The 24,425-nt window shown below is 60.3% G+C and carries 22 protein-coding genes; 14 read left to right on the forward strand and 8 right to left on the reverse strand.

What is annotated here, in order from left to right; translation table 11 throughout:
- The first annotated feature begins 81 nt into the window (after positions 1-81).
- The 5 genes from HNQ65_RS03065 to HNQ65_RS03085 all read left to right on the forward strand — a co-directional run bounded on the left by HNQ65_RS03065 (position 82) and on the right by HNQ65_RS03085 (position 4,923).
- Positions 82-1,620, forward strand: a complete 1,539-nt coding sequence (locus tag HNQ65_RS03065; RefSeq protein WP_184337996.1) for an MFS transporter — start codon at positions 82-84, stop codon at positions 1,618-1,620.
- Between the two features lie 229 nt (positions 1,621-1,849).
- A complete protein-coding gene (locus tag HNQ65_RS03070) occupies positions 1,850-2,296 on the forward strand; it encodes a MarR family transcriptional regulator (RefSeq protein ID WP_184337997.1) in 447 nt (148 codons plus the stop codon).
- 82 nt (positions 2,297-2,378) lie between these two features.
- On the forward strand, positions 2,379-3,044 hold the full coding sequence (locus HNQ65_RS03075; RefSeq protein WP_184337998.1) for a polyphenol oxidase family protein: 666 nt from the start codon (positions 2,379-2,381) through the stop codon (positions 3,042-3,044).
- 12 nt (positions 3,045-3,056) lie between these two features.
- Positions 3,057-3,896 (forward strand): 4-(cytidine 5'-diphospho)-2-C-methyl-D-erythritol kinase, encoded by an 840-nt coding sequence (ispE, locus tag HNQ65_RS03080; protein ID WP_184337999.1) that lies wholly within the window; start codon positions 3,057-3,059, stop codon positions 3,894-3,896.
- A 277-nt stretch (positions 3,897-4,173) separates the two neighbouring features.
- Complete coding sequence (locus HNQ65_RS03085; RefSeq protein ID WP_184338000.1) at positions 4,174-4,923, forward strand: HesA/MoeB/ThiF family protein; 750 nt, start codon at positions 4,174-4,176, stop codon at positions 4,921-4,923.
- On the opposite strand, the gene HNQ65_RS03090 is transcribed toward HNQ65_RS03085, so the two are convergent.
- Positions 4,924-5,295, reverse strand: a complete 372-nt coding sequence (locus tag HNQ65_RS03090; protein WP_184338001.1) for a Dabb family protein — start codon at positions 5,293-5,295, stop codon at positions 4,924-4,926. It abuts the gene before it with no gap.
- 89 nt (positions 5,296-5,384) lie between these two features.
- On the opposite strand from HNQ65_RS03090, the gene HNQ65_RS03095 reads away from it, so the two are divergent.
- Both HNQ65_RS03095 and HNQ65_RS03100 read left to right on the forward strand, forming a co-directional pair.
- Positions 5,385-6,947 carry a glucose-6-phosphate isomerase gene (locus tag HNQ65_RS03095; protein WP_184338002.1) on the forward strand — a complete coding sequence of 521 codons (1,563 nt, stop codon included), beginning with the start codon at positions 5,385-5,387 and terminating at the stop codon, positions 6,945-6,947.
- A 78-nt stretch (positions 6,948-7,025) separates the two neighbouring features.
- Positions 7,026-7,373, forward strand: a complete 348-nt coding sequence (locus HNQ65_RS03100) for a hypothetical protein (protein WP_184338003.1) — start codon at positions 7,026-7,028, stop codon at positions 7,371-7,373.
- Here the strand turns inward: HNQ65_RS03100 and HNQ65_RS03105 are convergent, their stop codons facing one another.
- The gene (locus HNQ65_RS03105) at positions 7,374-8,111 is read right to left on the reverse strand and encodes an RDD family protein (RefSeq protein WP_184338004.1); all 738 of its coding nucleotides are present in this window, start codon (positions 8,109-8,111) and stop codon (positions 7,374-7,376) included. It abuts the gene before it with no gap.
- A gap of 75 nt (positions 8,112-8,186) precedes the next feature.
- Here HNQ65_RS03105 and HNQ65_RS03110 point away from each other — a divergent pair, with 75 nt between their 5' ends.
- Positions 8,187-9,929, forward strand: a complete 1,743-nt coding sequence (locus HNQ65_RS03110) for an ABC transporter ATP-binding protein (RefSeq protein WP_184338005.1) — start codon at positions 8,187-8,189, stop codon at positions 9,927-9,929.
- Between the two features lie 28 nt (positions 9,930-9,957).
- Here the strand turns inward: HNQ65_RS03110 and HNQ65_RS03115 are convergent, their stop codons facing one another.
- Positions 9,958-10,701: a dienelactone hydrolase family protein gene (locus tag HNQ65_RS03115; protein WP_184338006.1), complete on the reverse strand. Its 744-nt coding sequence runs from the start codon at positions 10,699-10,701 to the stop codon at positions 9,958-9,960.
- A 252-nt stretch (positions 10,702-10,953) separates the two neighbouring features.
- Here HNQ65_RS03115 and HNQ65_RS03120 point away from each other — a divergent pair, with 252 nt between their 5' ends.
- Positions 10,954-12,159, forward strand: a complete 1,206-nt coding sequence (locus HNQ65_RS03120; RefSeq protein WP_184338007.1) for a DUF4331 family protein — start codon at positions 10,954-10,956, stop codon at positions 12,157-12,159.
- Between the two features lie 25 nt (positions 12,160-12,184).
- On the opposite strand, the gene HNQ65_RS03125 is transcribed toward HNQ65_RS03120, so the two are convergent.
- Entirely contained in the window at positions 12,185-13,861 is a 1,677-nt protein-coding gene (locus HNQ65_RS03125) for a di-heme-cytochrome C peroxidase (RefSeq protein ID WP_184338008.1), read from the reverse strand.
- Positions 13,862-14,219: 358 nt separating this feature from the next.
- Between HNQ65_RS03125 and HNQ65_RS03130 the strand changes: the two genes are divergently transcribed.
- On the forward strand, positions 14,220-15,092 hold the full coding sequence (locus HNQ65_RS03130) for an ADP-ribosylglycohydrolase family protein (RefSeq protein ID WP_184338009.1): 873 nt from the start codon (positions 14,220-14,222) through the stop codon (positions 15,090-15,092).
- 46 nt (positions 15,093-15,138) lie between these two features.
- On the opposite strand, the gene HNQ65_RS03135 is transcribed toward HNQ65_RS03130, so the two are convergent.
- Positions 15,139-15,600 (reverse strand): CYTH domain-containing protein, encoded by a 462-nt coding sequence (locus HNQ65_RS03135; protein ID WP_184338010.1) that lies wholly within the window; start codon positions 15,598-15,600, stop codon positions 15,139-15,141.
- Positions 15,601-15,607: 7 nt separating this feature from the next.
- Positions 15,608-16,663, reverse strand: coding sequence for an ROK family protein (locus HNQ65_RS03140; RefSeq protein WP_184338011.1), 1,056 nt, complete (start codon positions 16,661-16,663; stop codon positions 15,608-15,610).
- Between the two features lie 217 nt (positions 16,664-16,880).
- Between HNQ65_RS03140 and HNQ65_RS03145 the strand changes: the two genes are divergently transcribed.
- Positions 16,881-17,099 carry a hypothetical protein gene (locus HNQ65_RS03145; RefSeq protein ID WP_184338012.1) on the forward strand — a complete coding sequence of 73 codons (219 nt, stop codon included), beginning with the start codon at positions 16,881-16,883 and terminating at the stop codon, positions 17,097-17,099.
- A complete protein-coding gene (locus tag HNQ65_RS03150; protein ID WP_184338013.1) occupies positions 17,083-17,514 on the forward strand; it encodes a PIN domain-containing protein in 432 nt (143 codons plus the stop codon). The genes HNQ65_RS03145 and HNQ65_RS03150 overlap by 17 nt, the downstream gene beginning before the upstream one ends.
- 50 nt (positions 17,515-17,564) lie before the next feature.
- On the opposite strand, the gene HNQ65_RS03155 is transcribed toward HNQ65_RS03150, so the two are convergent.
- Positions 17,565-18,362, reverse strand: coding sequence for a DUF2971 domain-containing protein (locus HNQ65_RS03155; protein WP_184338014.1), 798 nt, complete (start codon positions 18,360-18,362; stop codon positions 17,565-17,567).
- 15 nt (positions 18,363-18,377) lie between these two features.
- The gene (gene ileS / locus HNQ65_RS03160; RefSeq protein WP_184338015.1) at positions 18,378-21,197 is read right to left on the reverse strand and encodes an isoleucine--tRNA ligase; all 2,820 of its coding nucleotides are present in this window, start codon (positions 21,195-21,197) and stop codon (positions 18,378-18,380) included.
- Between the two features lie 184 nt (positions 21,198-21,381).
- On the opposite strand from ileS, the gene HNQ65_RS03165 reads away from it, so the two are divergent.
- Positions 21,382-22,170, forward strand: coding sequence for a sialate O-acetylesterase (locus HNQ65_RS03165; RefSeq protein ID WP_184338016.1), 789 nt, complete (start codon positions 21,382-21,384; stop codon positions 22,168-22,170).
- Between the two features lie 81 nt (positions 22,171-22,251).
- Positions 22,252-24,351, forward strand: coding sequence for a LamG-like jellyroll fold domain-containing protein (locus tag HNQ65_RS03170; protein WP_184338017.1), 2,100 nt, complete (start codon positions 22,252-22,254; stop codon positions 24,349-24,351).
- Positions 24,352-24,425: the final 74 nt, after the last annotated feature.

Here is a 24,425-nt window from a genome sequence, read left to right on the forward strand (position 1 = left end):
AGCGGCCTGTTTTTTGCATGGCAGGCCCTGCCAACGACGTTCAAGCACCTCCTCCAATCACTCTCCCACATCCCACCCGACATGACCGACACCAAATCCAACAACAACAACGGGGCCGTGGCCGCCCTGGTCGCAGCATTCCTAGGCTGGCTCTTCGACGGCTTTGAAATGGGATTGTTCCCGCTGATCGGCAAGCCCGCACTGCAGGACCTGCTGCCCAAGGCGACGGCGGTGGTGCAGGGTCAGTGGTTCACGGTCATCATCTCCGTCTTCCTGGTGGGTGCGGCGTCCGGCGGCGTGCTGTTTGGCTGGCTGGGAGACAAGCTGGGCCGCGTAAAGGCCATGACACTGGCCATCTTCACTTATGCCATCTTCAGCGGCCTGTGCGCGTTTGTCACGGAGGCCTGGCACTTTGCCGCTCTGCGCTTCATTGCCTCTCTCGGCATGGGCGGCGAGTGGGCGCTGGGCGTGGCGCTGGTGAATGAAATCTGGGGCGGCAAAAACCGTGCGTGGATCGCCGGCATGATCGGAGCTGCTTCCAACATTGGTTTCCTGCTCACCGGCCTTATCAGCCTGCAGCTCAATGCCAGCCTGGAGATCGTCACCGGCTGGATTCACGCCATGGGCCTGTCTCCTGAAAACACCGACTATCTGCTGCACAACCGTGCCTGGCGCTTCATCGCCGTCAGCAGCGCACTGCCTGCACTGATCAATTTCTTCATCTTGGTCTTCGTGCCCGAGTCCCACAAGTGGGAGGAGGAAAAGAAGGCTGGAAGCACCTCGCACTGGGCCACGATGGATCTTCTGGGCGTGCTCATCGCCTGCCTGGCTGCCATCGGCATCATCTACGTGTGGTCGCCAATGTGCTCACAGGGAAACCTCGTCGCTGGTGTGGTGACACTGGTGGGTCTGGCCATCGCGCTGTGGGGCTATCTGCATCCGGTGCGTCAGTACATGGCACGCTCCGTGGCTGCTGGCAGCACGCAGGCGGCAGAGCGCAGCACGATTATGAGCAATCTGCTGATCGGCGCCGGACTGGCCGCCGTGGCGCTGCTCGGCACCTGGGGCTCTGCTCAGCAGGCCGCCCGCTGGGCCTCCGGCCTGGCACCGCAGGGTTCCAAGATTCCCATCATCGACTACATCGTCATCGCTACGGCGCTGGGCGCCATTCTCGTGACCCTGATCACCCCGCTGATCGCTGACAAGCTGGGCCGCCGCGTGACCTACACGCTGCTGTGCGCCACTGCGCTGGCCTCGGCGCTGGCCTTCTTCCAGTTCAACAAGCCCTTCACCGGAGACAGTGCACCGCAGTCCCTGATCATCACCGCCTTCCTGCTGGGCGGCATCACGGCCTCGTTCTACGGCTTCTTCCCGCTCTACTTCCCCGAGCTCTTCCCCACCAGCGTGCGCGCTACGGGCCAGGGCTTCTGCTTCAACTTCGGCCGCCTCATCGCCGCCGTGGGTGCGCTGCAGCTGGGAAATCTGACCACCTTCTTCGGTGGTGCCTCAGGCGGCACTCATGCTGAAGCACATGCCTTCTCCGTGCTGTCCTGCATCTACCTCGTGGGCATGGTGCTGGTATGGTTCGCGCCAGAAACAAAAGGCAAATCTCTGCAATAACCCCCAATTGCGGCCATTGACGAATCAGCAAGCCTGAAAGAGTGTTTGCTAAATTACCTTTCATCGATAATAATAAGCGTACATTAACCTCTCACAAATAAGAAATTCACAGTAGGACTGAGTAAAAACTTATGGATTCTATGATTTTATCTTGATCCTACCTTTGTGATTTGTTACATTAACCGCAGTTCGAGATTTTCCCGGAAACCATAGCTCTAAGGACCACCACATGATCAACGGAACCAAAAGCCCAGCCAAAGACCACGCCAAACTGGCAGATTTCATTCTGTTCAGTCAGCGTGAGTTCCTGCTGAATCTCTCCCGGGAGCTGAACCGAGATAACATCTCCTTCGCTCAGTTTTTCCTGCTCAGCTATCTTGCCACTTCCAAGGAGCTGACCATGACAGACATCGCACGCAAGATGGGCCACTCCACCGCTGCCGCCACCGGATTGGTGGACCGCCTGGAAAAGCTCGGCCTCATGGAGCGCACCCACGCGGTGGATGACCGCCGCAAGGTGCTCGTGCGCATCACCTCCCGTGGGATCGAGCTGGTGACCCGCCTGCGCGATGAGTTGCAGAACCAGATCGCAGATGCCATGAGCGAAACATCTTCTGCGGACGCTGGCAGCTTCATGGACTCCTACCGCGCGCTGGACACCGCAGCGGCTCGTTAATCCTTCTCACGAATTTCTTTTGCATAAGGCGCACGGTTTTGTCCGTGCGCCTTTTGTTTTTCGTGGCAGAACAGTTTCCGGAATGAGTGACAATCAACTTTGGATGACCTTTCCCACGCTGGCGGCTGTGCCGGGCTTTACGCACCGCTTTACGCTGCGACATCCCGACATTGCTGTGGATGAAGAGCGTGCCGTGGTGGTGGCCCGGCTGTGGGAGTGGCATCGTGCGCAGGCTGAGGAAATGGGCTTTTCAGGCTCAGCGCTTTGCATTGCCGAGCAGGTGCATGGCAAGGAAGTCGCGGTGCTGACCGAGCCCACGAGCAGCGCCATCGCAGGCACCGATGGCATCGTTTCCAATACCCCCGGCCTGGTGATCGGCATCTATGTGGCAGACTGCTGCGCGGTGTATCTGGTCGATCCGCGCACCGGCGCCTTTGGCATTGTGCATTCCGGCAAAAAGGGCTCAGAAATGGGCATCACGACGCAGGCGATCGAAAAGATGCAGCAGCACTTTGGCAGCGATCCCGCCGATGTGCATGTGCAGCTCAGCCCCTGCATACGTCCACCGGCGTATGAAATCGACTTTGCCGCACAGATCCGACAGCAGGCGCGGGATGCCGGAGTGCCAGAGGCGCAGATCCACGACACCGGCCTGTGCACGTCTTTGGATTTGCACCGGTTTTATTCCTACCGCATGGAGAAAGGCCGCACCGGGCGCATGCTGGCGCTGCTGGGGCGCACCGCCTGATCATCATCAAACATGACCTTTCATTCTCCTGCCAAAATCAACCTGTGGCTGCGCATTCTGGGCAAACGCCCGGATGGATTTCATGAGGTGCAGACGCGGCTGTGCCGCCTAGCGCTGGGCGACACGGTGGAGATTGAGATGCGCGGTGCGGGCACGGACGTGTCCCTGAGCTGCTCAGATCCCACGGTGCCGCTGGATGAGTCCAACTTGGCCATGAAAGCTCTGCGTGCGTTTGAAAAATGCACCGGCAAGCAATCCTCCTGGCGCATTCATCTGGAGAAAAAAATTCCCGCTGGCGCAGGCCTGGGTGGCGGCAGCAGCAATGCGGCCACGGTGCTCAAGGGAGCCAACGAACTGGCAGGCAGGCCGCTCTCGCTGGAGAAACTGATCGAGCTCGGTGGGCAGATCGGCTCCGATGTGCCCTGTTTCATTCTCGATCAACCAGCCGCCGATGGCGCTGGCCGTGGCGAACAGGTGACGCCAGTGGACTTCCCCTGGCAGCTGCCGCTGGTGCTGATCAAGCCCCCCTTCCCCATCCCGACGCCCTGGGCCTACAAGCGCTGGGCCGAGTCCAAGGAACTGCCCGGCGTGCTCTACGCGCCGCAAATCTGTCCGTGGGGGGCGATGTCGAATGACCTGGAGCGGCCGGTGTATGAGAAGTATGTGCTGCTGCCCACGCTGAAGACCTGGCTGCTGGAGCAGCCGGAGGTGCATGCGGCGCTGATGTCCGGCTCCGGCAGCACCATGTTTGCCATCACCGAAACACATGCGCAGGCCGCCGAGATCGCCGCCAAAGCACGCGAATTTTGTGGAGAGACAGCATGGGTACAGGCGACGCAGACGGGTGCCTGAGATGCCATGATGAGCACTTCCTTGGCCTGAGAAAGTTTGGGGCCGGGCGGCTCCCGATTCCGCCCGACCCCTGGTTTGATCAACCTCAACTTTGACCTGCGGTGAAGCAGGGGGTTTGAGTCAACAACCAATCACTCTCAAGACCCAGTTAATGGAGGGCTGAAATCCCCGCATGAACTGTTGATGAGTTAGATTCGGGCTTTGGCGGAGCGTTGAAAAAAGGTGAAAATATTTTTGCGCGAGATGGCAGCCCCCCTCTCGTTCTCATGTGCCCTCTATGCCTGAACTCCCCGAGCTTACCACCAGCGAACGAGCCCTTTACGAATGGCAGATGTGGGTGCCTGGGATGGGCGAGGAAGGACAGAAAAAACTCAAGGCCGCCTCCGTGCTGGTCTCCCGTGTAGGCGGGCTGGGCGGTCTGGTGGCGCTGGAGCTGGCGGCGGCGGGCGTCGGAAAGCTGGTGCTGGCCCATGGCGGCGATCTGCAGCCCTCCGACCTCAACCGTCAGCTGCTGCAAACGCATGACCACATCGGCAAGCCGCGCATGGAAAACATCGTGCGACGTCTGCGCGATCTCAATCCGCACTGCGATATCGTAGGCGTGGCGGAGAATGTTTCCGAAAGTAACGCAGATGCCCTAGTGGCGCAGGCAGACATCGTAGTGGATGCCGCGCCGATGTTTCAGGAGCGCCTGGCGCTGAACGCCGCCGCCGTGCGTGCACGGAAGCCGATGGTGGAATGCGCCATGCACACGCTGGAGGCCAGCGTGACGACCTTTGTCCCCGGCCGGACCGGCTGCCTGGCCTGCTATGTGCCGGAGGTGCCTCCCACTTGGAAGCGGCAGTTTCCGGTGTTTGGAGCGGTGTCGGGAACCGCCGCGTGCATCGGGGCCATGGAGGTGATCAAGCTGATCACCGGCATCGGCGAGACGCTCTGCGGCACTTTGCTTTCGATGGATCTGGGCAGCCTGCAATTTCGCAAAGTCAGACTGCCCAAACACGATGATTGCGCCGTGTGCGGCGGATGATCACTTGGCCACGAAGTCCAAGACGCAAGCCTTGTCGAGGAGGGGCTTGAGCTTGGAGACGAAGGCAGCGTGCTCAGGATGTGGAAGATAGACCTCCAGACCAGCCTTGTCCTTGAAGGTGACGAGGAAGCAGTGAGTGAAGCCGTCATTGAGCCCCTCAGGGCTGACATTGGTGCCCCACTCGAAGCCGGTGACAGTGTTGACCTTCTTGGCCAGTTCGATGAAGGCGTTTTCGATGCCCTGAACTTCCGCCGGAGAGGCGCTGTCCTTGAACTTGAAGAAAACAACGTGGCGGTAGGGAGCGTCTGCGGCGGTGGCGAGGGTGGTCATGGCGGAAAGGAGAATGGCGAGAGCAAAGAGAGCGGCTTTCATGGTGCGCGAGCATGTCTCAGAGAGAGGATTGCGTCAACGGCGCAAAGAGGTTGCACCGTGGCATCGCGCATGCTCCTTAAACGACGCTTATGAGCCACTGGGACCGCTTTCAAAAACACTTCGTTCGCTACTCCAACCTGGGATTCTCCATCGACATCAGCCGCATGGCTTTTGAGGATGATCTCCTGACCAAAATGGCTGGGCGTATCGAGGCCGCCTACAAGGACATGGTGGCCTTGGAGGGCGGTGCGATCGCCAATCCGGATGAGAAGCGCATGGTGGGCCACTACTGGCTGCGCAACTCCCAGCTGGCCCCATCTGCGGAGCTGAAGCAGGAGATCGACGAAACGCTGACCGCCACCCTGGACTACGCGGCAGATATTCACGCAGGCAAGGTGCTGGCGGCCAATGGCAAGAAATTTACCCGTGTGCTCGTCGTGGGCATCGGCGGCTCGGCACTGGGCCCCCAGCTGGTGGCCAATGCCATCACCCCGGCGACACCGCCGATGGAGATCTCATTCCTCGACAACACGGATCCGGACGGCATCGACCGAGTGATGGCCCAAATCGGTGATGAGCTGGCGACGACGATTACGATCGTCATCTCGAAATCCGGCGGCACCAAGGAAACCCGCAATGGCATGCTGGAGGCCGAGAGGGCCTACAAGGCCGCTGGGCTGGACTTTGCCAAGCATGCTGTGGCTGTGACCGGCGTGGGCAGCGAGCTGGACAAGCACGCCACCGCGCAGGGCTGGCTGAAGCGCTTCCCCATGTGGGACTGGGTGGGCGGACGCACGAGCCTGATGAGCGCCGTGGGCACGCTGGCCGCCGCGCTGCAGGGAGTGGATGTGCGCCAGTTCCTGGCCGGAGCGGCCGCGATGGACGTGGAAACCCGCCAGCGCCCCGCTGTGGAGAATGCCTCCATGCTGCTGGCTCTGATGTGGTACCACGCTGGCAAAGGCCAGGGACTCAAGGACATGGTCGTCCTACCCTACAAGGACAGGCTGGTGCTCTTCAGCAAGTATCTGCAGCAGCTCGTCATGGAGAGCCTGGGCAAGGAGCACGATCTGGACGGCAAGGTGGTGAATCAGGGCATCGCCGTCTATGGCAACAAAGGCAGCACCGACCAGCACGCCTACGTGCAGCAGCTGCGTGACGGGGTGAACAATTTCTTTGTGACCTTCATCGAAGTGGGCAAGGCACGCGACGCCGCTGCCTTTGAAGTGGAGCCTGGATTCACCAGCGGTGACTACCTGCAGGGCTTCCTGCGTGGCACGCGCAAGGCGCTGGCCGAGAAGGGCCGTGAGTCCATCACCCTCAGCATTCCGGAGCTGAATGCCTTCAATCTGGGCCTTCTCATCGGCCTCTTTGAGCGTGCAGTCAGCTTTTACGCCAGCCTTGTGAACATCAATGCCTACCACCAGCCCGGCGTGGAGGCCGGTAAGAAAGCGGCTACGGAGTTTCTGAATCAGCTGGCCCAGGTGCGCGGCGCTCTCACGGCCACGGGCCGTACGGCTGCGGAAGTGGCTGGAAAGCTTGGGATCGATGCCGAGGATGCCTTCCACATGCTGACTCATCTGGCAGCGAACGGTCAGGCGCGGGTGGTCTCCCTGGGCGCAGGCCCGGCAGGGGATCAATTCGCAGCTGTGTGACAAATCGGCATTTGCACACAGTAGTGGGGCCATCTATAAATCGCACTAGCAATGCCTTGCGGCACTGTCGTCCTCTCCATGCAATCAATTCCCATCCAACATCAAATTGGCTGCGTCATTCTGACAGCCTTGTTCATTTGGGCATTTAGCATCGCGAGAGAACCCCGTGGCTGGCGCAGGCTCTTTCAGTCGATTTTTTCCAAATCGGAGACCTTTTCGGTCAACAAGAACAAGGTGATCGACGAAACGCTTAAGCGTTATGGTATCATTGTAGCCATGGTCATCCTCGTAGCGGATGTATCCTGCTTCGTTTTAGGAGTCACGCATCGGTTCCGTGAAAAACTGCGCAATCTATCGCCTGAACAACGGGAGAGCATGCAGGAGATCAACAAGTACCAGAAGAGCAGCTCAGGCCTGAACTTCTGATCAACGCCTGCGGGCGGTGACAACCGTCTCAGCCACGAGATCGTGCAGGCAGCGACGGTCTTCGCGGAAGATCATCAGTACATTGCCGAGTGACAGCACCGGCCCGATGTACTGGATGCTGCCGATGACAAAGAAGACCACCTCCCGCAGCACCACAGCCTTGAGGAAACCAGCGCGTGAGCCGTCCGCAGCACGGACGATCTGAATGCCGATCAGGAACTTGCCCAATGTCTGCCCACGCAGTCCAAGCATGACAAAGTTTACCATCATGAGGAGGAGGATAATCCAGCTGGTGGTCAGAATGGTGGGGTCCTGGGCGGTCTGAAGCTGCTCGACGCGCTTTTGCAGCTGCTCCACAAGCATCTTCTGGTCATTGGGGTGCGCCTGCACTTCCTTGACCAAGTTCTCATCGATCACGACGGAGAACATGATCAGCAGGGGCACCATGATGGCGATCCAGTCGATGATCCTGGCCACGAGTCTCTGGCCGCGCGTGGCCATTTCCTCACGCACACGCACCTCCACGCGAATGGTGGGGATGGGTGGCGGCTGGGGAGCCGCAGTCTCAGGTGGCAGATTCAGCTCCTGCAGGTGCTCTTTGAGCGGCAGCCACTCGGCCATGCCCTCGGTCCAGCAGAGGTCGGTGGGGAGGAACTTTCCACTTCGCAGTCCGGCGCTCACCTCCAGATCACTGAAGATGCCGAGCCGTTCCTCACCGCGTGCCAGATGGTATTTCATGGAGATGCCTGTTGCTGTGTGTCGTATGCTAGATAGCTGCTAAGCAGCCCGCATCAAGTTCCCATCCTCTCCCGATTGAAAACCATCCTCCGCGTCTTTTCCTACCTGCGTCGTTACCCCTGGCTGGGCTCTGCCCAGATCGCGTGCGCCATCACCGGCACGCTGATGGTGATCGTCTTTCCCCACATCACCCGGGAGATGCTGGACGTGGTGGTGCCGGGCAGGCAGTGGGATCGCATCACCCCTCTGGCGCTGTGGGCCCTGGCGGCCTACTTTGCGCAGCATCTCTTCAACTCCCTGCGCATCCAGCTCAACAACACCTTTGAGCAGAAGGTCATCTACGACCTGCGCAGCGACATCTACCAGCGGCTGCAGACGCTGCCGCTGCGCTGGTTCGACAACCGGCCCTCCGGCGACATCATGACCACGGTGTCCGAAGACATCCCCAGCGTGGAGCGCGTGCTGATCGACGGCATCGAGCAGGGGCTCATCTCCGTGCTGCAGATCATCGTGGTGGGTGTCTTCATGCTGCAGGCGGATGTAAAGCTGACGCTGTATGCGCTCATTCCCCTGCCCTTTCTCGTGGCCGGTGCGCTGACCTACACGCGCACCTCCCGCGACCGCCACCGCAAGGTGCGCAAGGCCAGCAGCGCCATGAACTCCCTGCTGCAGGACAACGTGTCCGGCATGCGCCAGATCAAGGCCTACGCGATGGAGCGCGAGGAGCATGAGCGCTTTAACCGCGCCAGCGACGCCCTGCGGAAGGCCACGCTGCATGTGATGCGCATCTGGGCCATCTACCGCCCGGGCATGCACTTCCTGACCAGCATCGGCATGGTCATCGTGTTATGGGTGGGCGCACGGGAGCTGATGAGTGGCAAGATTCAGGCGGGCGACCTGACGGCTTTCCTCCTGCTGCTGAAGTTTTTCTATGACCCCATCGAGAGCCTGCACCAGCTGAACCAGATTTTGCAATCGGGCCGCGCTGCGGGCGAGCGTGTCTTTGACATCCTGGATGCGGAACCCGAAGCCGACACCACAGGCGGGCGCGAACTGGCGAGCATCTCCGGCCATGTGAAGTATGCGGGCGTGGGCTTTAGCTACGCGGGTAAGACGCCCACCGTGCACGGTGTCTCGCTGGAGGCGCTGCCGGGGCAGACTATCGCGCTGGTGGGGCCCACGGGCGCGGGGAAATCCACGCTGATCAATCTGCTGACGCGATTCTATGAGTATGACGAAGGCGAGATCACCATCGACGGCGCGCCCGTTCATGAGTTGAACAAGGCCTGGCTGCGGCGGAACATCGGCTACGTGACGCAGGAGAGCTTTCTCTTTAACGGCACGGTGCGTGAGAATCTCGTGATCGGCCGACGCGATGCCACGGACGAACAGCTCTGGCAGTCGCTGAAGAGCGCGAATGCGGACGGCTTTGTGAAACGGCTGCCCGACCTGCTGGACACCCATGTGGGTGAGCGCGGCGTGAAGCTGAGCGTGGGTGAAAAGCAGCGCATCAGCATCGCCCGCGCGCTGCTGCGCAATCCGCCCATCCTGCTGCTGGATGAAGCCACCGCCAGCGTGGACACGGAGACGGAGCGGCAGATCCAGGAAGCACTGGAGCACCTGATGGCCAACCGCACCAGCTTTGTGATCGCCCACCGCCTGAGCACCGTGCGAAACGCCGACTGCATCTACGTGCTGGAGCACGGACGCATCATTGAAAAGGGTACGCACGACGAGCTGATCTCGCAGGATGGGATGTATGCGAAGCTCTGCCGTACATCCCTGATCGCAGCGGGTGGCGAAGCCCCGTCCGAGTAAAGGACCGGGGCCCTGCCCTGCTTAAACCTCACACACTCAGGCAGCGGCGGAGGAAGTCCACCGTCATGCCCAGCGCCTGACGGGCCAGCTCGGGGTCGTAGCGCAGGCCCTCGTCGCGGAGGAAGGCGTGGGCGGCATTGAATTCATGCCAGGTGAACTTCACGCCAGCGGCTGTGAGGGTCTGGTAGATCATGGCACGGCCCTCGGCGGGCACATGGGGATCCTGACGGCCAAAGACGAGCATCATCTCGCCTTTGATGTCGGCAGCACGGGCCAGGGAGTCGTCGTTCATGCCTGCGCCCAGGCTGCGTTTGTGCAGATCGGTGGGGTAAAAGCAGACGGAGGCGGAGACATCCGGCTGCAGGGCGGCGCGGTAGGTCAGGTGGCCGCCGATGCAGGGGCCAAAGGAGGCCAGCCGCCCGTTGCAGTCGGGGTGCGCCTTGAGGTAGTCGAGCACGGCACGGTTGTCGGAATCATAAGCGGCCACAGGTTTTTCAATCTTGAGCTTGTTCCCCACATCGGAGCCCGCCTGATCGTAGGCCAGCACGGTTCCTGCGGGCAGGTATTCGTGGTAGATCTCCGGCAGCACCACGATGAATCCATGCCCGGCCAGGAAGGCGGCGGTGCGGCAGATGGGGCCGGTGTTTTGGAAGATTTCTGAATGAAACAGCAGGCCTGGAAAGCGCCCCTCACCTGCGGGGCGCAGCACCTGCGCGCGCATTGGGCCGGTGGGAGTGGAGAGTTCGATGGTTTCGGGTTCGCGGAGAGTCATGGGGATTGCACTGAGGAGATGAGCGTTAGGTGGAATGATGCGCCTGGCCAGGCGTGGAAGCGGCAACTGCCGGACTGAGGGAAAAGAGACGCGCCGCCATGCAGCGATGCTCTAGCGTGTGGCGCGGAGTTTTTCACGAGGGTTTTTCGCTCAATGACGCATTGGCAGAGGCGCTGTGACTGCCAGGCTGCTAGCCGGTGTGTTTGCTGCTGTTCATGGCCTTCGTTTTGTCCTATGAATCCTGAGAACCTCATGAAACAGGCTTTTTTATCTATGCTCGGGTGCATCACCGCTACGGCGCTGTTGGCCAGTGATCACATCGACGGACCTGTCACGACGAAGCATGGAGTCAGCGATCTGACAGATTTTTACGCCTTCCCGAGTCCATCGAGTCCCGGGAAGTGGACGCTGGTTTTGAACCTCTACCCCCTGGCATGGCGGGAAAGCCATTTCTCATCAAAGGTGGAGTACTCGTTCATCCTGCGAGAGGCTGAGATGGTGCCTGATGGCGCGAACAAGCTCAAGGTGCGAATCAACAAAGCTGGTGAAAAAACCATCACCTGCCGCTTTTTTACTCCGCATGAGCATGCGAGCCACACGGCGACCTGCGATGCGGGCAACGGCATGAAACGAACGGTGGCGCTTGATGTCATCGACACCCGGCCGGACTCAAGCGGCCTGCTCTTTTTTCATGGCCACCGTTCAGACCCTTTTTTCTTCAACGCATCCTGGGCTGGAAGCCTGCTCGATGCAGGCAAAATCAGCCCGCCTGTGAAGTCCAACACGATCAGCCGTATGAATGTGCTGAGCCTGGTGGTGGAGCTGGATTTGAACGCTCTTTTTGGTAAAAAGGCAGGCCTTCTGGCGCTGGCGGCACGTTGTGTGAGCGTGGATGAAACTTCAGGGCAAAGACGCCAGATGGACCGCATAGGCCGCCCTGAGGTGACAAATATCATTCTGCATGGACACAAAGGGGAGCCTGAGTTGCGAGACGCCTACAACCGCGAAAGCCCCTTTCCGCCCAGAGGGAAAATCGTGGCTGCCTATCGTGAGCGAATGATCCGCAACTTTGCATTTTACGACATGAGCGATGGCAAGGCGGACTGGAGCGACGAGCAAAGAGCGACGTATGCCAGACTGATGATGGATGACTACCTGCTGATTAATGCTTCCAAACCTTCGTCTTCAGCCCAACGCCGCGGCTACTTCAGCATCGAGACCGATGTTCTCAACGGCATACGATCCACTGCAGCCGGCGGCAGGACTTTGACAGATGACTTCATGGACCAGCTCTACACCTACATGATCAACCGCAACCACGGCAGCCCCATCGGAGACGGTGTGAACGCCCCCTGCCGCGCAGTGTCAGACACCTTTCCCTACCTCGCCGAGCCGGACACAAGCCTGCTCGGCTGGATGAAGGCCAAAGTCGGGCGACTAGCCACCGGCTCGCGCTGAGGTGCGCATGACAGAAAAGGGAATGTCAGAGACTTTTCAGGTACTCCAGCAGCTCCAGGCGCTGACTTTCGGTGAGCCTGCTGGTGCCGTAATCATGACCTTTGTTTGAGTTGCCCTTCAGACGGGTGTCGAAGGTCTGAGTTTCCGAGTTGGGAGTCGTGACGGCACCGACTTTGACCGGGTCGAATTCGCGATTACCCACGGCGAAGGTCTTTGGGCGCCTGGCTTCCGGAAGAAGCAGATCATACAAGGTGGGAACGGAGCCATTATGAAGAAACGGACCGGTGGCCCAGATGCCATCCAGAGGCCGGGCACGATAAACGAGCGGGATGGTCTGCCTGGCCTTCTGAGCAGCTTTCAGCTCCGCGCTCATTGGCATCAGGTCATTGAGGTTCCCGACTTGGTTCAGGCCGTTTCCAGACATCAGCACCTTGCCGTTGCTCACCGGGAGCTTTTTATTTTCAAGCTTGCCGATGAGCGTGCGCACAACGGTGTCGTCAACGATGGCCTTCACAGGCTCAATTTTGCCGTATTTCGAAAAGATATCGATGATCTTGGGCTGACCACTCAGACGGCCAGAGTCAGCGACGCTGTCGCGGATGAGGGCGGCTGCCGTAGCATCGGTATGCACGCCTTCCTCATCGCTGGTATCTTCCAGGTTCGTCAGATGAGATGTGAAGGTTCTGACAAAAGGCAGCCAGGAAAACGGGTTGATCCTAGGATGGCAGTGGTCGCAGCGGAGTTGTTTGAAAAGGGCCGCACCTGCCTTGACCTTATGAGGGTCGAGCCTGCCCAGCACGTCTTCAGGCCATGCCGGATGCTTCAGGCCATGAAGAGATTTTTCTATCTGGATCAAGTTTTTGAAGTTCACACTGGAGGCATAACCATGCGGAAGCGGCTTCACCTTGGAGTCAATCTCTCCAAATACACCGACCACCTCGCCGACATTGCGTCCGAGCGAGCCGATGAGGCCGTTGGGAGCATTGCCTGTCCACTGCACACAGTCGGACCTCACTGTGTCCCACAGAAAAGGGTAGCTCACAGGAGCATCTGGCACGACACGGTCTTTGGAACCGACGGCCACGAGGGCGTTGTTGAAGATGCGGCCAAAGGCATCCATCCGCGCAAAACCGTAGGGCACAGGGGACCTGTTCATTCTGAGATAGCTTGCCTGAGATGCCGCTGTCCGTTTCAATTCTTTCTCTACCATGTCGCGCTTGGCCGGGCTGTATTCATCGCCCAGTACTTTTTTCGCAAAGCGGTCTAATTTTTTAGGATCGGATGTGGTGGCCACGACTGCGTCCTTGATAGCAACGATCAGAGCGGACATGTCTGCGAGAGTCGGACCTCCATCGATCAGCAGGCTGGTGCCTTTGTAATTGATCTGAGCCGTGTGGCAGGCGGCGCAGGTGAAGCCTATGGAGCGTGTGTCTTTGAACGGTGTGCTCGGCAGCGAGGGGCTGGGGTCGGCGACAAACCCAATGGGCAGATGGTCGGGGTTGGCCTTCGTGGCCGGACGAGGGATGCAGCGAAATCTTTCCAGGTTCTCCGCACTGTTGAAAGGCTTCTGGCTGTCCGCCTGCTCGAGTGCGACAAAAAATACATACGGCATGAACTTGGAGCCCTGGGTGGTGCTATGAAACCAATCACTCTGCCACTGCGACCAGCCCTGGGAGAGGCGCTTGACGGAAGTCGCGGGCATGAAGGGTGCAGCCTGCTCTGCTTGTCCCTTCACGAAGGGCGAACTCATCAATACAACACTCAAGACAGAAGACCATGGTTTCATGAAGGATTTTAGTTTCATAAGCAGAATTATCATGAATAAAAGATTCACTTTTTACAGTCAAACTTTTCTGCAAATAGATTTGATTGTTTTGCTTAAAACGCCCCCCCCCTTCACTTGGATCGAGATGCCAAGTCCAAAGCCAGCCGAGCGGCGTTATTGAATCTCGCATCTGAACCTGTTTAGCCTCACACCAGCTTTCCACTCAAGAAAACAGCTCAAATGCGACTGACACGCCTTTCTTGCCAGCTCAGGCAACGAGCCCTAATGACATCCCATGACTTCTGACTTTTCCTCCCGCCTCGCCGGCATGCTGCAAGGCAGCTTCATCGCTGAATCCATCTCCCTGGGTGTGCACTGGATCTATGACCCGAACACCATCGTGCAACGGCATGGCCGGGTGACGGGCTACCTGGCTCCAGGTGCCAGCTCCTACCATCCGCACAAGCAGGCAGGTGAGCAGGGCCATGCGGGAGATCAGGCGCTGCGGCTGCTGACATTCTTGCAGCGTGAGCACCGTTGGGATGCCACCGCCTTCCTCGCCGACTGGCAGGCCATGTGGCCGAGCTACAACGACTACGTGGACAAGGCCACCAAAGCCACGCTGGCCAATCTCCAGGCCGGAGCCACCGCTGCCACAAGTGGTGCAGCCTCCGATGAACTCGCAGGCCCAGCACGCCTCGCCCCCCTGATGGCCTTTCTCGCTGACAAGCCGGAGTCCGAAGCCGTTGCGGCGGCCATCGAGCAGACGGTCATCACCCACCGCTCGCCTGAGACGATTGAGTGCGCTGAGTTTCTCGCCCGTGCCACGCATCGCCTGCTGCATGGTGGCGAACTGCAGGGCGTCATTTCTGAAACAGCTCCCGCATGGGCGCTGAAAGCTGCGGACTCAGCCACGGGTGGAGATGCCATCGGCCAGCTCGGCCGTGCCTGCCCCATCCCGCAGGCTCTTCCTGCCGTGCTGTGGCTCGTGCGTCATCACGGCAATGACTTCGAGCAGGCGGTGATCGAAAACGCCATGGCCGGCGGCGACAACTGCGCCCGCGCACTCGCTCTGGGCATGCTCCTCGGCGCCGCCCATGGCATCGAAGCAATCCCCACCGCATGGCGCGAAGGCCTGCTGGCGAAGACGCAACTGGAGAGCTTTTGAAGTTGCCCAGTTGCGCCGCAACTGGATTGCCAAGGATTGAACTCCCTTACCACTCGCTGAACGGCACGGCGCAGAGATTGGAGTTCGTGTAGCGCATGTCGTGGCTGACTTCTTCGCCAATCCATTCTGGCAGCGTGAATTCTGTGTCTTCGGAGGGCAGCTCGATCTCCGCCACGATGAGCCCGTCATTCGCTCCGTGAAAGACGTCCACCTCCCACAGCATGCCATCATGCAGCACTTCATGCCGTGTTTTGTCGATCAGCGGCTGGTGGCACAGCAGCAGCAGATCCTGCGCATGCTCCAGAGCGATGGGAAATTCGATCTCTGTGCGTGAGATGCCAGTGCGGCGGCTTTTCACGGTCATGAATGCACTCTCACCCACCACCCGCACGCGGACGGTGCGGTCGGGATCGCGGGAGAGGTAGCCCTGGGCCATGCGGCGGCCCGGACCTGCGGGCTGCCACAGGCCGGGCTTGAGGAGGAACTTCCGCTCAATCTCCGTGGCCATGCGTGCTTCAGACCTTGGAGGAGAACAACGCCACGAGCGCGGCTCCGATGGACTGGGAGAGCTCTCCCAGCGTGGCGGGCACGATCTGGAGCTCGGCGCGCTGTTTCGGGAAGAGGTAGGGCTGCGCAGCAGCGCGGATGCCGCCAAGATAACGCTCGCGGAATTCAGGCGTGGTGCTGTCCGGATCCACCAGACCACCGCCGATCACGACGATGCCGGGATCAAGCGCCATGGAGAGATTGGCCACGTGGATGCCGAGCGCGCGGGCCTGGATGTCAAAGATCTTCAATGCCAGTTCGTCACCCTTCTGCGCACGTCCGCGCAGGGAAAAGCCTTTGCTGCGCAGCGTCTCGTCGCTCTTGGCGAGTTCGTGATCGGGATACTTGGGCAGGAAGTACTCCAGGAACTGCGCAAGGCCGGAGATGGTGGTGTAGGCCTCGATGCAGCCCCAGTCGCGGCCGCAGCCGCAGCGGAAGGCGGGCACCTCATCCAGGCCGTGGCCCAGCAGGTGGCGCGGGATGGGCATGTGACCGCCCTCCATGCCTGCGAGGTGGTCGCCGCTCAGCGGCAGGCCATTGGCATCCACATACGCAGCGCCCAGGCCGGAGCCGGGGGCCAGGAGGAGCACGGTGGCCTTGGAGTCGCCACGCACACGGGCGGCTTCGCCCACACCGCCAAAGTCGCCGTCATTGCCCACATAGAGCGGGATCTCGCGGCCAGCGGCCTTGGCGATGGCGGCGGAGTAGTCGGCGTGGAAATTCCAGCCGATGAAGCTGTCAGGCAGATTGGAGGATTTCTCCAGCACACCGTAGCGCTGGTAGGGCCCCGGCAGCGCCAGCCCCGCAGCGGCCACGCGATCCCAGGAGAGGCCGTTGTCCTTCAGGAAACCTTCCGCACCCTCGATCCAGCCCGCCACCACTGCGGCAGTGCCAGCCTGGGAATTGGTCGAGCTCTGGCGGAGCTGCGTGGAGACGGGCTCGCCATTGGCGAACACGCCGCCGGTCTTGGAAGTGGTGGCTCCGGAGTCGGTGCCGAGATAGATGTCGCGGGTAACAGTAGGCATATCAGGGCCGCGATATTGGAGAGCGAATGCCCGGTGGTCGAGTAGAATGAGCGGGAATGGACGGGGCTGAATGGGTAGGCAAAGGGCTGACTCAATCTGCTTTCAGAGCGAATGTTTTCGTTGGCGTATGTTTTCACTGCTCCTTGCAAAGAAGCGTTCGAGCAGGGTTTCCAGAAGGAATGCTTGCCGTCATTCGCGAAAGGCATCATTTTGTGCCATGAGCACTCTGACAGAGATTGAAATGGCGATCCCGCATCTCGACCCTGCGGAGCTTTCTCATTTGGAGCGCATGGTCCACTCCCTGCGTCTGCGCAAGGAGCAGCCCAGACGGCCCAGCGCCTTTGATCTGGGCCCGCTGCACCTTGGGAAAGTTCTCAAGCCGCTGACAGCTGAAGACGATCTGCTGGAGGAGATGCTCGATGACACACGGGATTGACACCGGCTTTCTTGTGGCCGCTGAGGTGGCGGATCATCCCGACCACCAAGCAGCGCGGTTGAAGTTTGAAGGCTTTCGAAACTCGGGAGATCGCTTTGCGCTCGTGCCGCAGGTGCTGGCTGAGTTCGTACATGTGGTGACTGATCCGAAACGTTTTACCCAGCCACTGACCATGGAGCAGGCCTTGGAACGGGCAGAAATCTGGTGGGAATCTCCTGAAGTGGATCAACTCGGTTCCGATGCTTTTTCAGTGCGTACCTTCTTCGCCTGGATGCGTCAGCATCGTCTGGGTCGAAAACGCATTCTCGACACCTTGCTTGCTTCGACTTTCCGCGAAGCGGGTGTTCAATCGATTCTCACGACGAATGCACGCGATTTCGCGGTTCTTGGCAGGTTTGATTGTGTAGTGCCTTGATGGCCCCAGCGGTATTTGTCAATTTTTGTTGCCTGAGCCCGTCCCCCCAGTCACTGGAAAGAAACGATTGATTTCAACACCTCAGCTTTTATGCCGGCTGCAAGCAAGGCTTCACGAACTTCGTGCTCATCTTGAGATTTCACTGCCGGACCGATTATTATTCTCTTTAACAAGATATGCAAATTAACCGGAACCAGCCTGCAGTCGGGCCCTGGTAATGGAGCAGCCCCCTTGGTCACATCAATCACGGCCAATACCCTGACCTCTTGCTGATCGCTGAAGGCAACATCTTTTCGGACGGAGGCTATACTGGGCAGAAAATCTGGCAACTGCACCGATGATTCCGTGTAGGGGCATTCGTGCATTTGGAAGATTAAATCTTGAGGCCATCCAGCAGAAACAGAGTTTTTTAGCAATGTCGTCGACGACTGAATACATATCCCTGTTCCATTAGACCCAAAATCTCTCCACATACCGATCGATTCTGCATGTCCTCTGAACCAGCAGTGGATGTAGGACAACTGGCGAATGATCTTTTGTTGTTCGTCCAACATAAGCGCATCGCGCTTTGCTGGAAACGAGTCGTAGAACTGCTCGTTCAAACCTTTTGCCGGCAACATGTTGGAATCTGGAAGGCATCCATCTTTCGGATCGTTCTTTTGAGCATCCAGCCTTCCCAATCGAATTTGATTCGTTTGCAACAACGTCAAAAAGAACTTGGCTGGGATATAGTGACTAATCGCTATGTCACAAAACTCCGGAAGTCGAGTTTGCCGTAGCAAAGCTCCCTCTTGAGGAGAATAAGCCTCAATTAATGCAATATCGACGACTGGAGTTGATAGATCCATGAAACAACCAAAACTTCACCCCACCGCCTCCACACACCGGCCGCAGAGCGTCGGGTGTTCGGCGTGGGTGCCCACATCCGGGAGGTGTTTCCAGCAGCGTTCGCATTTGTGGTGTGGGGACTCCTGGACGATGGCGGTGGGTTCGGTGATGATTTCGCTCACCAGTTGCAGGTCAGAGGACTGTGAAGAGTCTGACGGAATGGATGGCTGGGTGCGGCGGGTGATCTGGAGGTCGCTGAGGATGAGGAATTCGTGGAGGGTGGCGGGATCGGAGAAGACAGGGTGGTCGAAGCCTTCGGCGGGGAGCGTGAGGGCCACGGTGGCTTCGAGATTGGAGCCGATCTTCTTTTCCTGACGGGCTTTTTCAATGGCCTGCTGGATGACGCCACGGACCTTGAGCAGCTCGTTCACCGCCAGGGTGGCATCGCTGCCGGGGAAGGCGGGATTGGGCTGCGGGAAGGACTGCAGGTGCACGCTGTCCTTGTGGCCGAGGTGCTCCCAGGCCTCGTCTGCGGTGAAGGCCAGGATGGGGGCCAGGAGGCGGCAAAGGGTCTCGGTGATCTCGCGGATGGCGGCCTGCGTGGCGATGCGGCGCGGGCTGGCGGCGGCGTCGCAGTACATGCGGTCCTTGGTGATGTCGATGTAGAGGGAGCTGAGGTCTCCGGTGATGAAGCTGTTGATGACGCTGAAGACCTTGCGGAAGTCGTAGTGCGCGTAGGCGTCCACGCACTCCTTGGTGACGACGTGCAGGCGCTCGAGGATCCAGCGGTCCACGAGGGTGTAGGCGGGCGCAGCGGATGAGGCGGCGGTGTTTTCGCCGCTGAGGTTGCCCAGCAGCACGCGCAGGGTGTTGCGGATGCGGCGGTAGTTTTCGCTGTTCTGCTTGAAGAGGTCTTCGGAGAACGGGACTTCGTTTTGGTAGTCCACACTGGCCACCCAGAGGCGCACCATGTCGGCGCCGTAGGTGTTGTAGTAGTGGTCGGCGGTCATGGGCTTGGCGTTTTTGCCAGCGTTGCCCTGGTCGCTCTTGCTGATCTTCTTGCCGCTGGTGTCCACCACGAAGCCGTGGGTGATCACCGCCTTGTACGGCGCATGACCACGGGCGATGACGCTCATCATGAGGCTGCTCTGGAACCAGCCGCGATGCTGGTCGGTGGCCTCGATGTAGAGGTCTGCCGGGGCGTGGAGCTCGGGGTGCTGGTCCAGCACGGAGACGTGGGAGCAGCCGGAGTCGATCCAGACGTCGAGCGTGTCGTTGCCGCGCTTGGTGCCGGCAGGCAGGCCGACTTCCTCAGCCCACCATGCGTCGTCTTTCTCAAACCAGAGATTGCTGCCATGCAGTGCGATGACGACGGCCACCTTGGAGATGACCTCGGGGTCCATGATGATCTCGCCAGTGGCGGAGTAGAAGACGGGAAGCGGCACGCCCCAGGTGCGCTGGCGGCTGATGCACCAGTCCGGGCGGCTCTCCACCGTGCCGTAGATGCGGTTGCGGCCCCAGGCGGGCAGCCACTGGACTTTGTCGATCTCGTACAGTGCCTTGGCGCGGATGTCGTCGATCTTGATGAAGAACTGCTCCACCGCGCGGAAGATGATGGGGGTCTTGGAGCGCCAGCAGTGCGGGTACTGATGCACGTATTTCTCATTCCCAAGGATGGCGCCTTTTTCCTCCAGAAGGGCGATGATGCCCTCATTGCTCTGGAAGACGTGCTTGCCCACAAAGTCGGGCAGGCCGCACTCGGCGGTGTATTTGCCATCCGCATCCACGGGGGAGAGGATTTCCAGACCGTGCTCGCGGCCCGCCTGATAGTCGTCCGCACCATGGCCGGGGGCGATGTGCACCGCGCCGGTACCGGTGTCGTCGGTGACGAAGAGGGTGTTGATGACCTTGGACGTGCGCGGGAGGAAAGGATGCTGCGCTTCGCAGCCATTGAGGGCGGTGCCTTTGAGTTCCTCGTTGGCGTGCTCGGTGTTCAGCTTGAAGCCGGTGGCGGTGCCAAAGGCTTCCACACGGGACTTGGCGATGACGAGTTTTTCCACACGGCCGCTCTCATGCGTGAAGGTGCCGCTGACGTAGTCAAAGGTGGGATGCAGCGCGATGGCGAGGTTGGCCGGGAGCGTCCAGGGCGTGGTGGTCCAGATGACGAGGGATGCGCCATCGCAGCCAGGGGGCGGATTGACGAGGGCAAACTTCACATACACCGCCGGGGAGGTCTTTTCCTTGTACTCCACCTCGGCCTCGGCCAGGGCGGTTTGTGCGCCGTAGCTCCAGAGCACGGGGCGCTTCATGCGATAGACCAGCTTCTGCTCCACGGCTTTGCCAAAGGTGCGCAGGATGCCGGATTCATACTCAGGATTCAGCGTGAGGTAGGGGTTTTCCCAGTCGCCGAAGACGCCGAGGCGCTTGAAGCTGTTGCGCTGGATGTCGATGTACTTGCGGGCCTCGGCCTCGGAGCGCTGGCGCACCTCCACGGGGGTGAGACCGGCGGCGGATTTCACCACCTTGAACTCGATGGGCAGGCCGTGGCAGTCCCAGCCGGGGACGAAGGGTGTGTGGAACCCGGCCATGGTCTTGGACTTCACGATGAGGTCCTTGAGGATCTTATTCAGCGCGGTGCCCATGTGCACGTCGCCATTCGCAAAGGGGGGGCCGTCGTGCAGGATGAAGGTGGGGCGGCCCTTGGTCTGCGCCTGGATGCGCTCATAGAGCTTTCCTTCCTGCCACTGGGCCAGACGCTGGGGCTCCCGGGCGACGAGGTCCGCCTTCATGGGAAAGTCGGTCTTCGGCAGGAGGACGGTGTTCTTGTAGTTCTTGGCAGTGTCTGGGGCGCTCATGATTCGGAAAAAGGAGCGCGGAGCCTAGCAAGATGGGGGCGTGTGGCAAGGAGGGAGAAGCGGCTGGCGGGGGAGTTTGCTGGCGGGCGCTCCCCTGCCCTGCCACGGCAGGAAGCGCACGGGGGCGGATATTTTCAGGTGCCGAGCGGAGTACCTGAGTAAGCTGACGACTCAACCTACCACCATGCGCCGCACTTTTCTCCTTCATCTGCTCTCTGTCATCATCACCACCGGCGCTGTGGCGCAGGACGCTGCGCTGCCAGCGAAGGACAAGTTTTTCCTCTTCCTGCTGGTGGGCCAGTCCAACATGGCAGGCCGTGGCGTGGTGGAGGAGCAGGACAAGGTGGTGAACCTTAACGTGCTGATGCTGAGCAAGGAGGGCAAGTGGGTGCCTGCGATGGACCCGATGCACTTTGACAAGCCGGCGGCGGGTGTGGGCCTGGGCAAGACCTTTGGGCAGATCATCGCCAAGGCGAACCCGGGCGTGAAGATCGGCCTGATCCCCTGCGCGGTGGGCGGGTCACCCATCGACACGTGGAAGCCGGGGGTGTACTACCCCGCGACGAAGAGCCACCCGTGGGATGACATGGTGAAGCGGGTGGAGACGGCGCTGCCTGCGGGCACGCTCAAGGGCATCCTGTGGCATCAGGGAGAAAGCGACAGCAGCACGGGGCTGGCGGAGAACTACAGGCCCAAGCTGGAGGATCTGGTGCAGCGCCTGCGCACGCTGGTGAAAGCTCCGGACGTTCCCTTCATCGCCGGGCAGATGGGGATGTTTGATGGCGTGCCGTGGAATCCGGAAAAGGGACTGGTGGACAAGGCGACGCGCGAGCTGGCCAAGGAGGTGCCGCACATGGCCTTTGTGACTGCCGAGGGGCTGAACCACAAAGGTGACAAGGTGCACTTTGATTCCGCAGCGTACCGCGAACTGGGCAAACGCTACGCGGCAGCGTATCTGAAGATGACCAAGTGAGGTGCGCGGAGGCGGGAGGTCACAAAAGGAGGCGAAGTGGGCATAATAAGCACCGCCTCCCACGTCGTATCTCCTCATCTCATGATGCGCATCTTTCTTCCACTGCTTGCACTGTCGTTCACGACCTCCCTCCATGCTGAATTCAAGGCGGGGGCGGCGATCATCGACATCACCCCGCCAAAGCTGCCGGTGCTGGTAAATGGCGGCATGTTGAGCCGCTATGTGGACAAGATCAACACGCGGGTGAATGCGCGTGCGATTGTGGTGGCGGATGGAAAGGAGCAGATCGCCATCGTGGTGGCAGACAGCTGCATGATGAGCCGCGAGGTGCTGGATGACGCCAAGAAGATGGCTGCGGCAAAGACGGGCATCCCAGCGGATCACATGCTGATCTCCGCCACGCACGCGCACTCGGCACCGGCCTCGATGGGCTGCCTGGGCACGGATGCGGACCCGAGCTACACGCCCTTTTTGAAAGAAAAGCTGGTGGAGGCGATCGCCACGGCACAGTCAAAAATGGTGCCATCTTGTGTCGGATTTGGCAAAGCGGACGCGGCGGAGTTCACCGCGCTGCGGCAGTGGATTCGCCGCCCGGACCGGCTGGCGGAGGACCCCTTTGGCAACAAGTCGGTGCGGGCCAACATGCATGCCGGCCGGAACTGGGATGACGTGACCGGCGAGTCCGGACCGGAGGACCCGGACCTGACGCTGATATCGATCCAGACGAAGGAGGGCAAGCCGCTGGCGGTGCTGGCGAATTTCTCGATGCACTACTTTGGGGACAAGGACATCAGCGCGGACTACTTTGGGCTCTTCTCCGACGGGCTGGCGAAGCGGATTGATCCTGAGGGGAAGATGGTGGGGATCATGTCGCACGGGTGCAGCGGAGACATCTACCGGGTGGACTACAAGGTGCCGGAGAAGGACCGGCCGAAGCCGACCATTGATGAATACACGAGCGGGCTGCTGGACATCGCGCAGAAGGCTTATGCGCAGATCAAGTACAGCGTACCGGAGACGGTGGCGATGGCCGAGACGCGGATGACGCTGAAGTATCGCACGCCGGACAAGCAGCGGCTGGAGTGGGCGCAGCGTGTGGTGGCGGAGATGGGGGACCGGCTGGCGAAGACGCCGACGGAGGTGTATGCGCGGGAGCAGATTCTTTTGAATGAGAGGCAGCAGACGGAGATCGTGGTGCAGGCGCTGCGGATCGGGGAGATCGGGGTGGCGACGACGCCGAATGAGACCTACGCGATCACGGGGCTGAAGATCAAGGCAGCGAGCCCGCTGAAGGACACGATGGTGATCGAGCTGGCGAATGGTGGCGACGGCTACATCCCGCCGCCGGAGATGCATGCATGGGGCGGCTACAACACGTGGGCGGCGAGGTCTGCGGGACTGGAGGTGAATGCGGAGCCGAAGATCGGTGCGGCGGCGATCGCGGCGCTGGAGCGTGTGAGCGGCAAGCCGCGCCGTGAGTGGAAGCTGAGCGAGGGCGCTGCAACGAAGGCGGTGCTGGCGCTGAAGCCTGCGGCGTACTGGCGGCTGAATGAGTTTGCGGGGCCCGTGGCGGCGGATGCGAGCACGCATGGGCATGATGCCACGTATGAGCGGGATGTGGCCTACTATCTGGACGGTCCGCATGCGGCGGCCTTTTGCGCCGGAGGCGAGGTGAACCGCGCACCGCATCTGGTGGGGGCACGCATCCGCTCACGGTTTGCAGAGCTGGGGGATCAGTACAGTGTTTCCTTCTGGTGCTGGAACGGGATGCCGAATGAGGCACGCGATACCAGCGGCTGGTTGTTTTCACGCGGGCATGATCACGCGCTGAATCTGCTGGGAGATCACCTGGGCGTGGGTGGCAAGAGCGGCAACACGGGCAGGCTGATCTTCTTCAGCGGTGCGGATGACAAGGCGGCCGTGGCAGGAAAGACGGAGCTGCCGCGCTGGCAGTGGCAGCATTTGGTGCTGGTGCGGGAAGGAAACAAGGTGCGTGTGTATCTGAATGGCGCGCTGGAGCTGGAGGCTGAGAGCAGCGCGGGTGGCGCAATGCGGCCTGCGGATTTCTTCTTTGGCGGACGCTGTGACAATGAGTCGAGCTGGGAGGGGCGGCTGGATGAGATCGCGGTGTTTGACCGGGCGCTGGGGGCGAAGGAGATCGGGAAGCTAGGGGTGAAGTGAGGGAGGGGCCGGAGCTAGGCTGGCGACGGAGGGGGATCATCTTGATCCACCATTGGAAGCGTGTTTGTGGATGA

The sequence above is a fragment of the Prosthecobacter vanneervenii genome (assembly GCF_014203095.1).
Classification (GTDB): Bacteria; Verrucomicrobiota; Verrucomicrobiia; order Verrucomicrobiales; family Verrucomicrobiaceae; genus Prosthecobacter; species Prosthecobacter vanneervenii.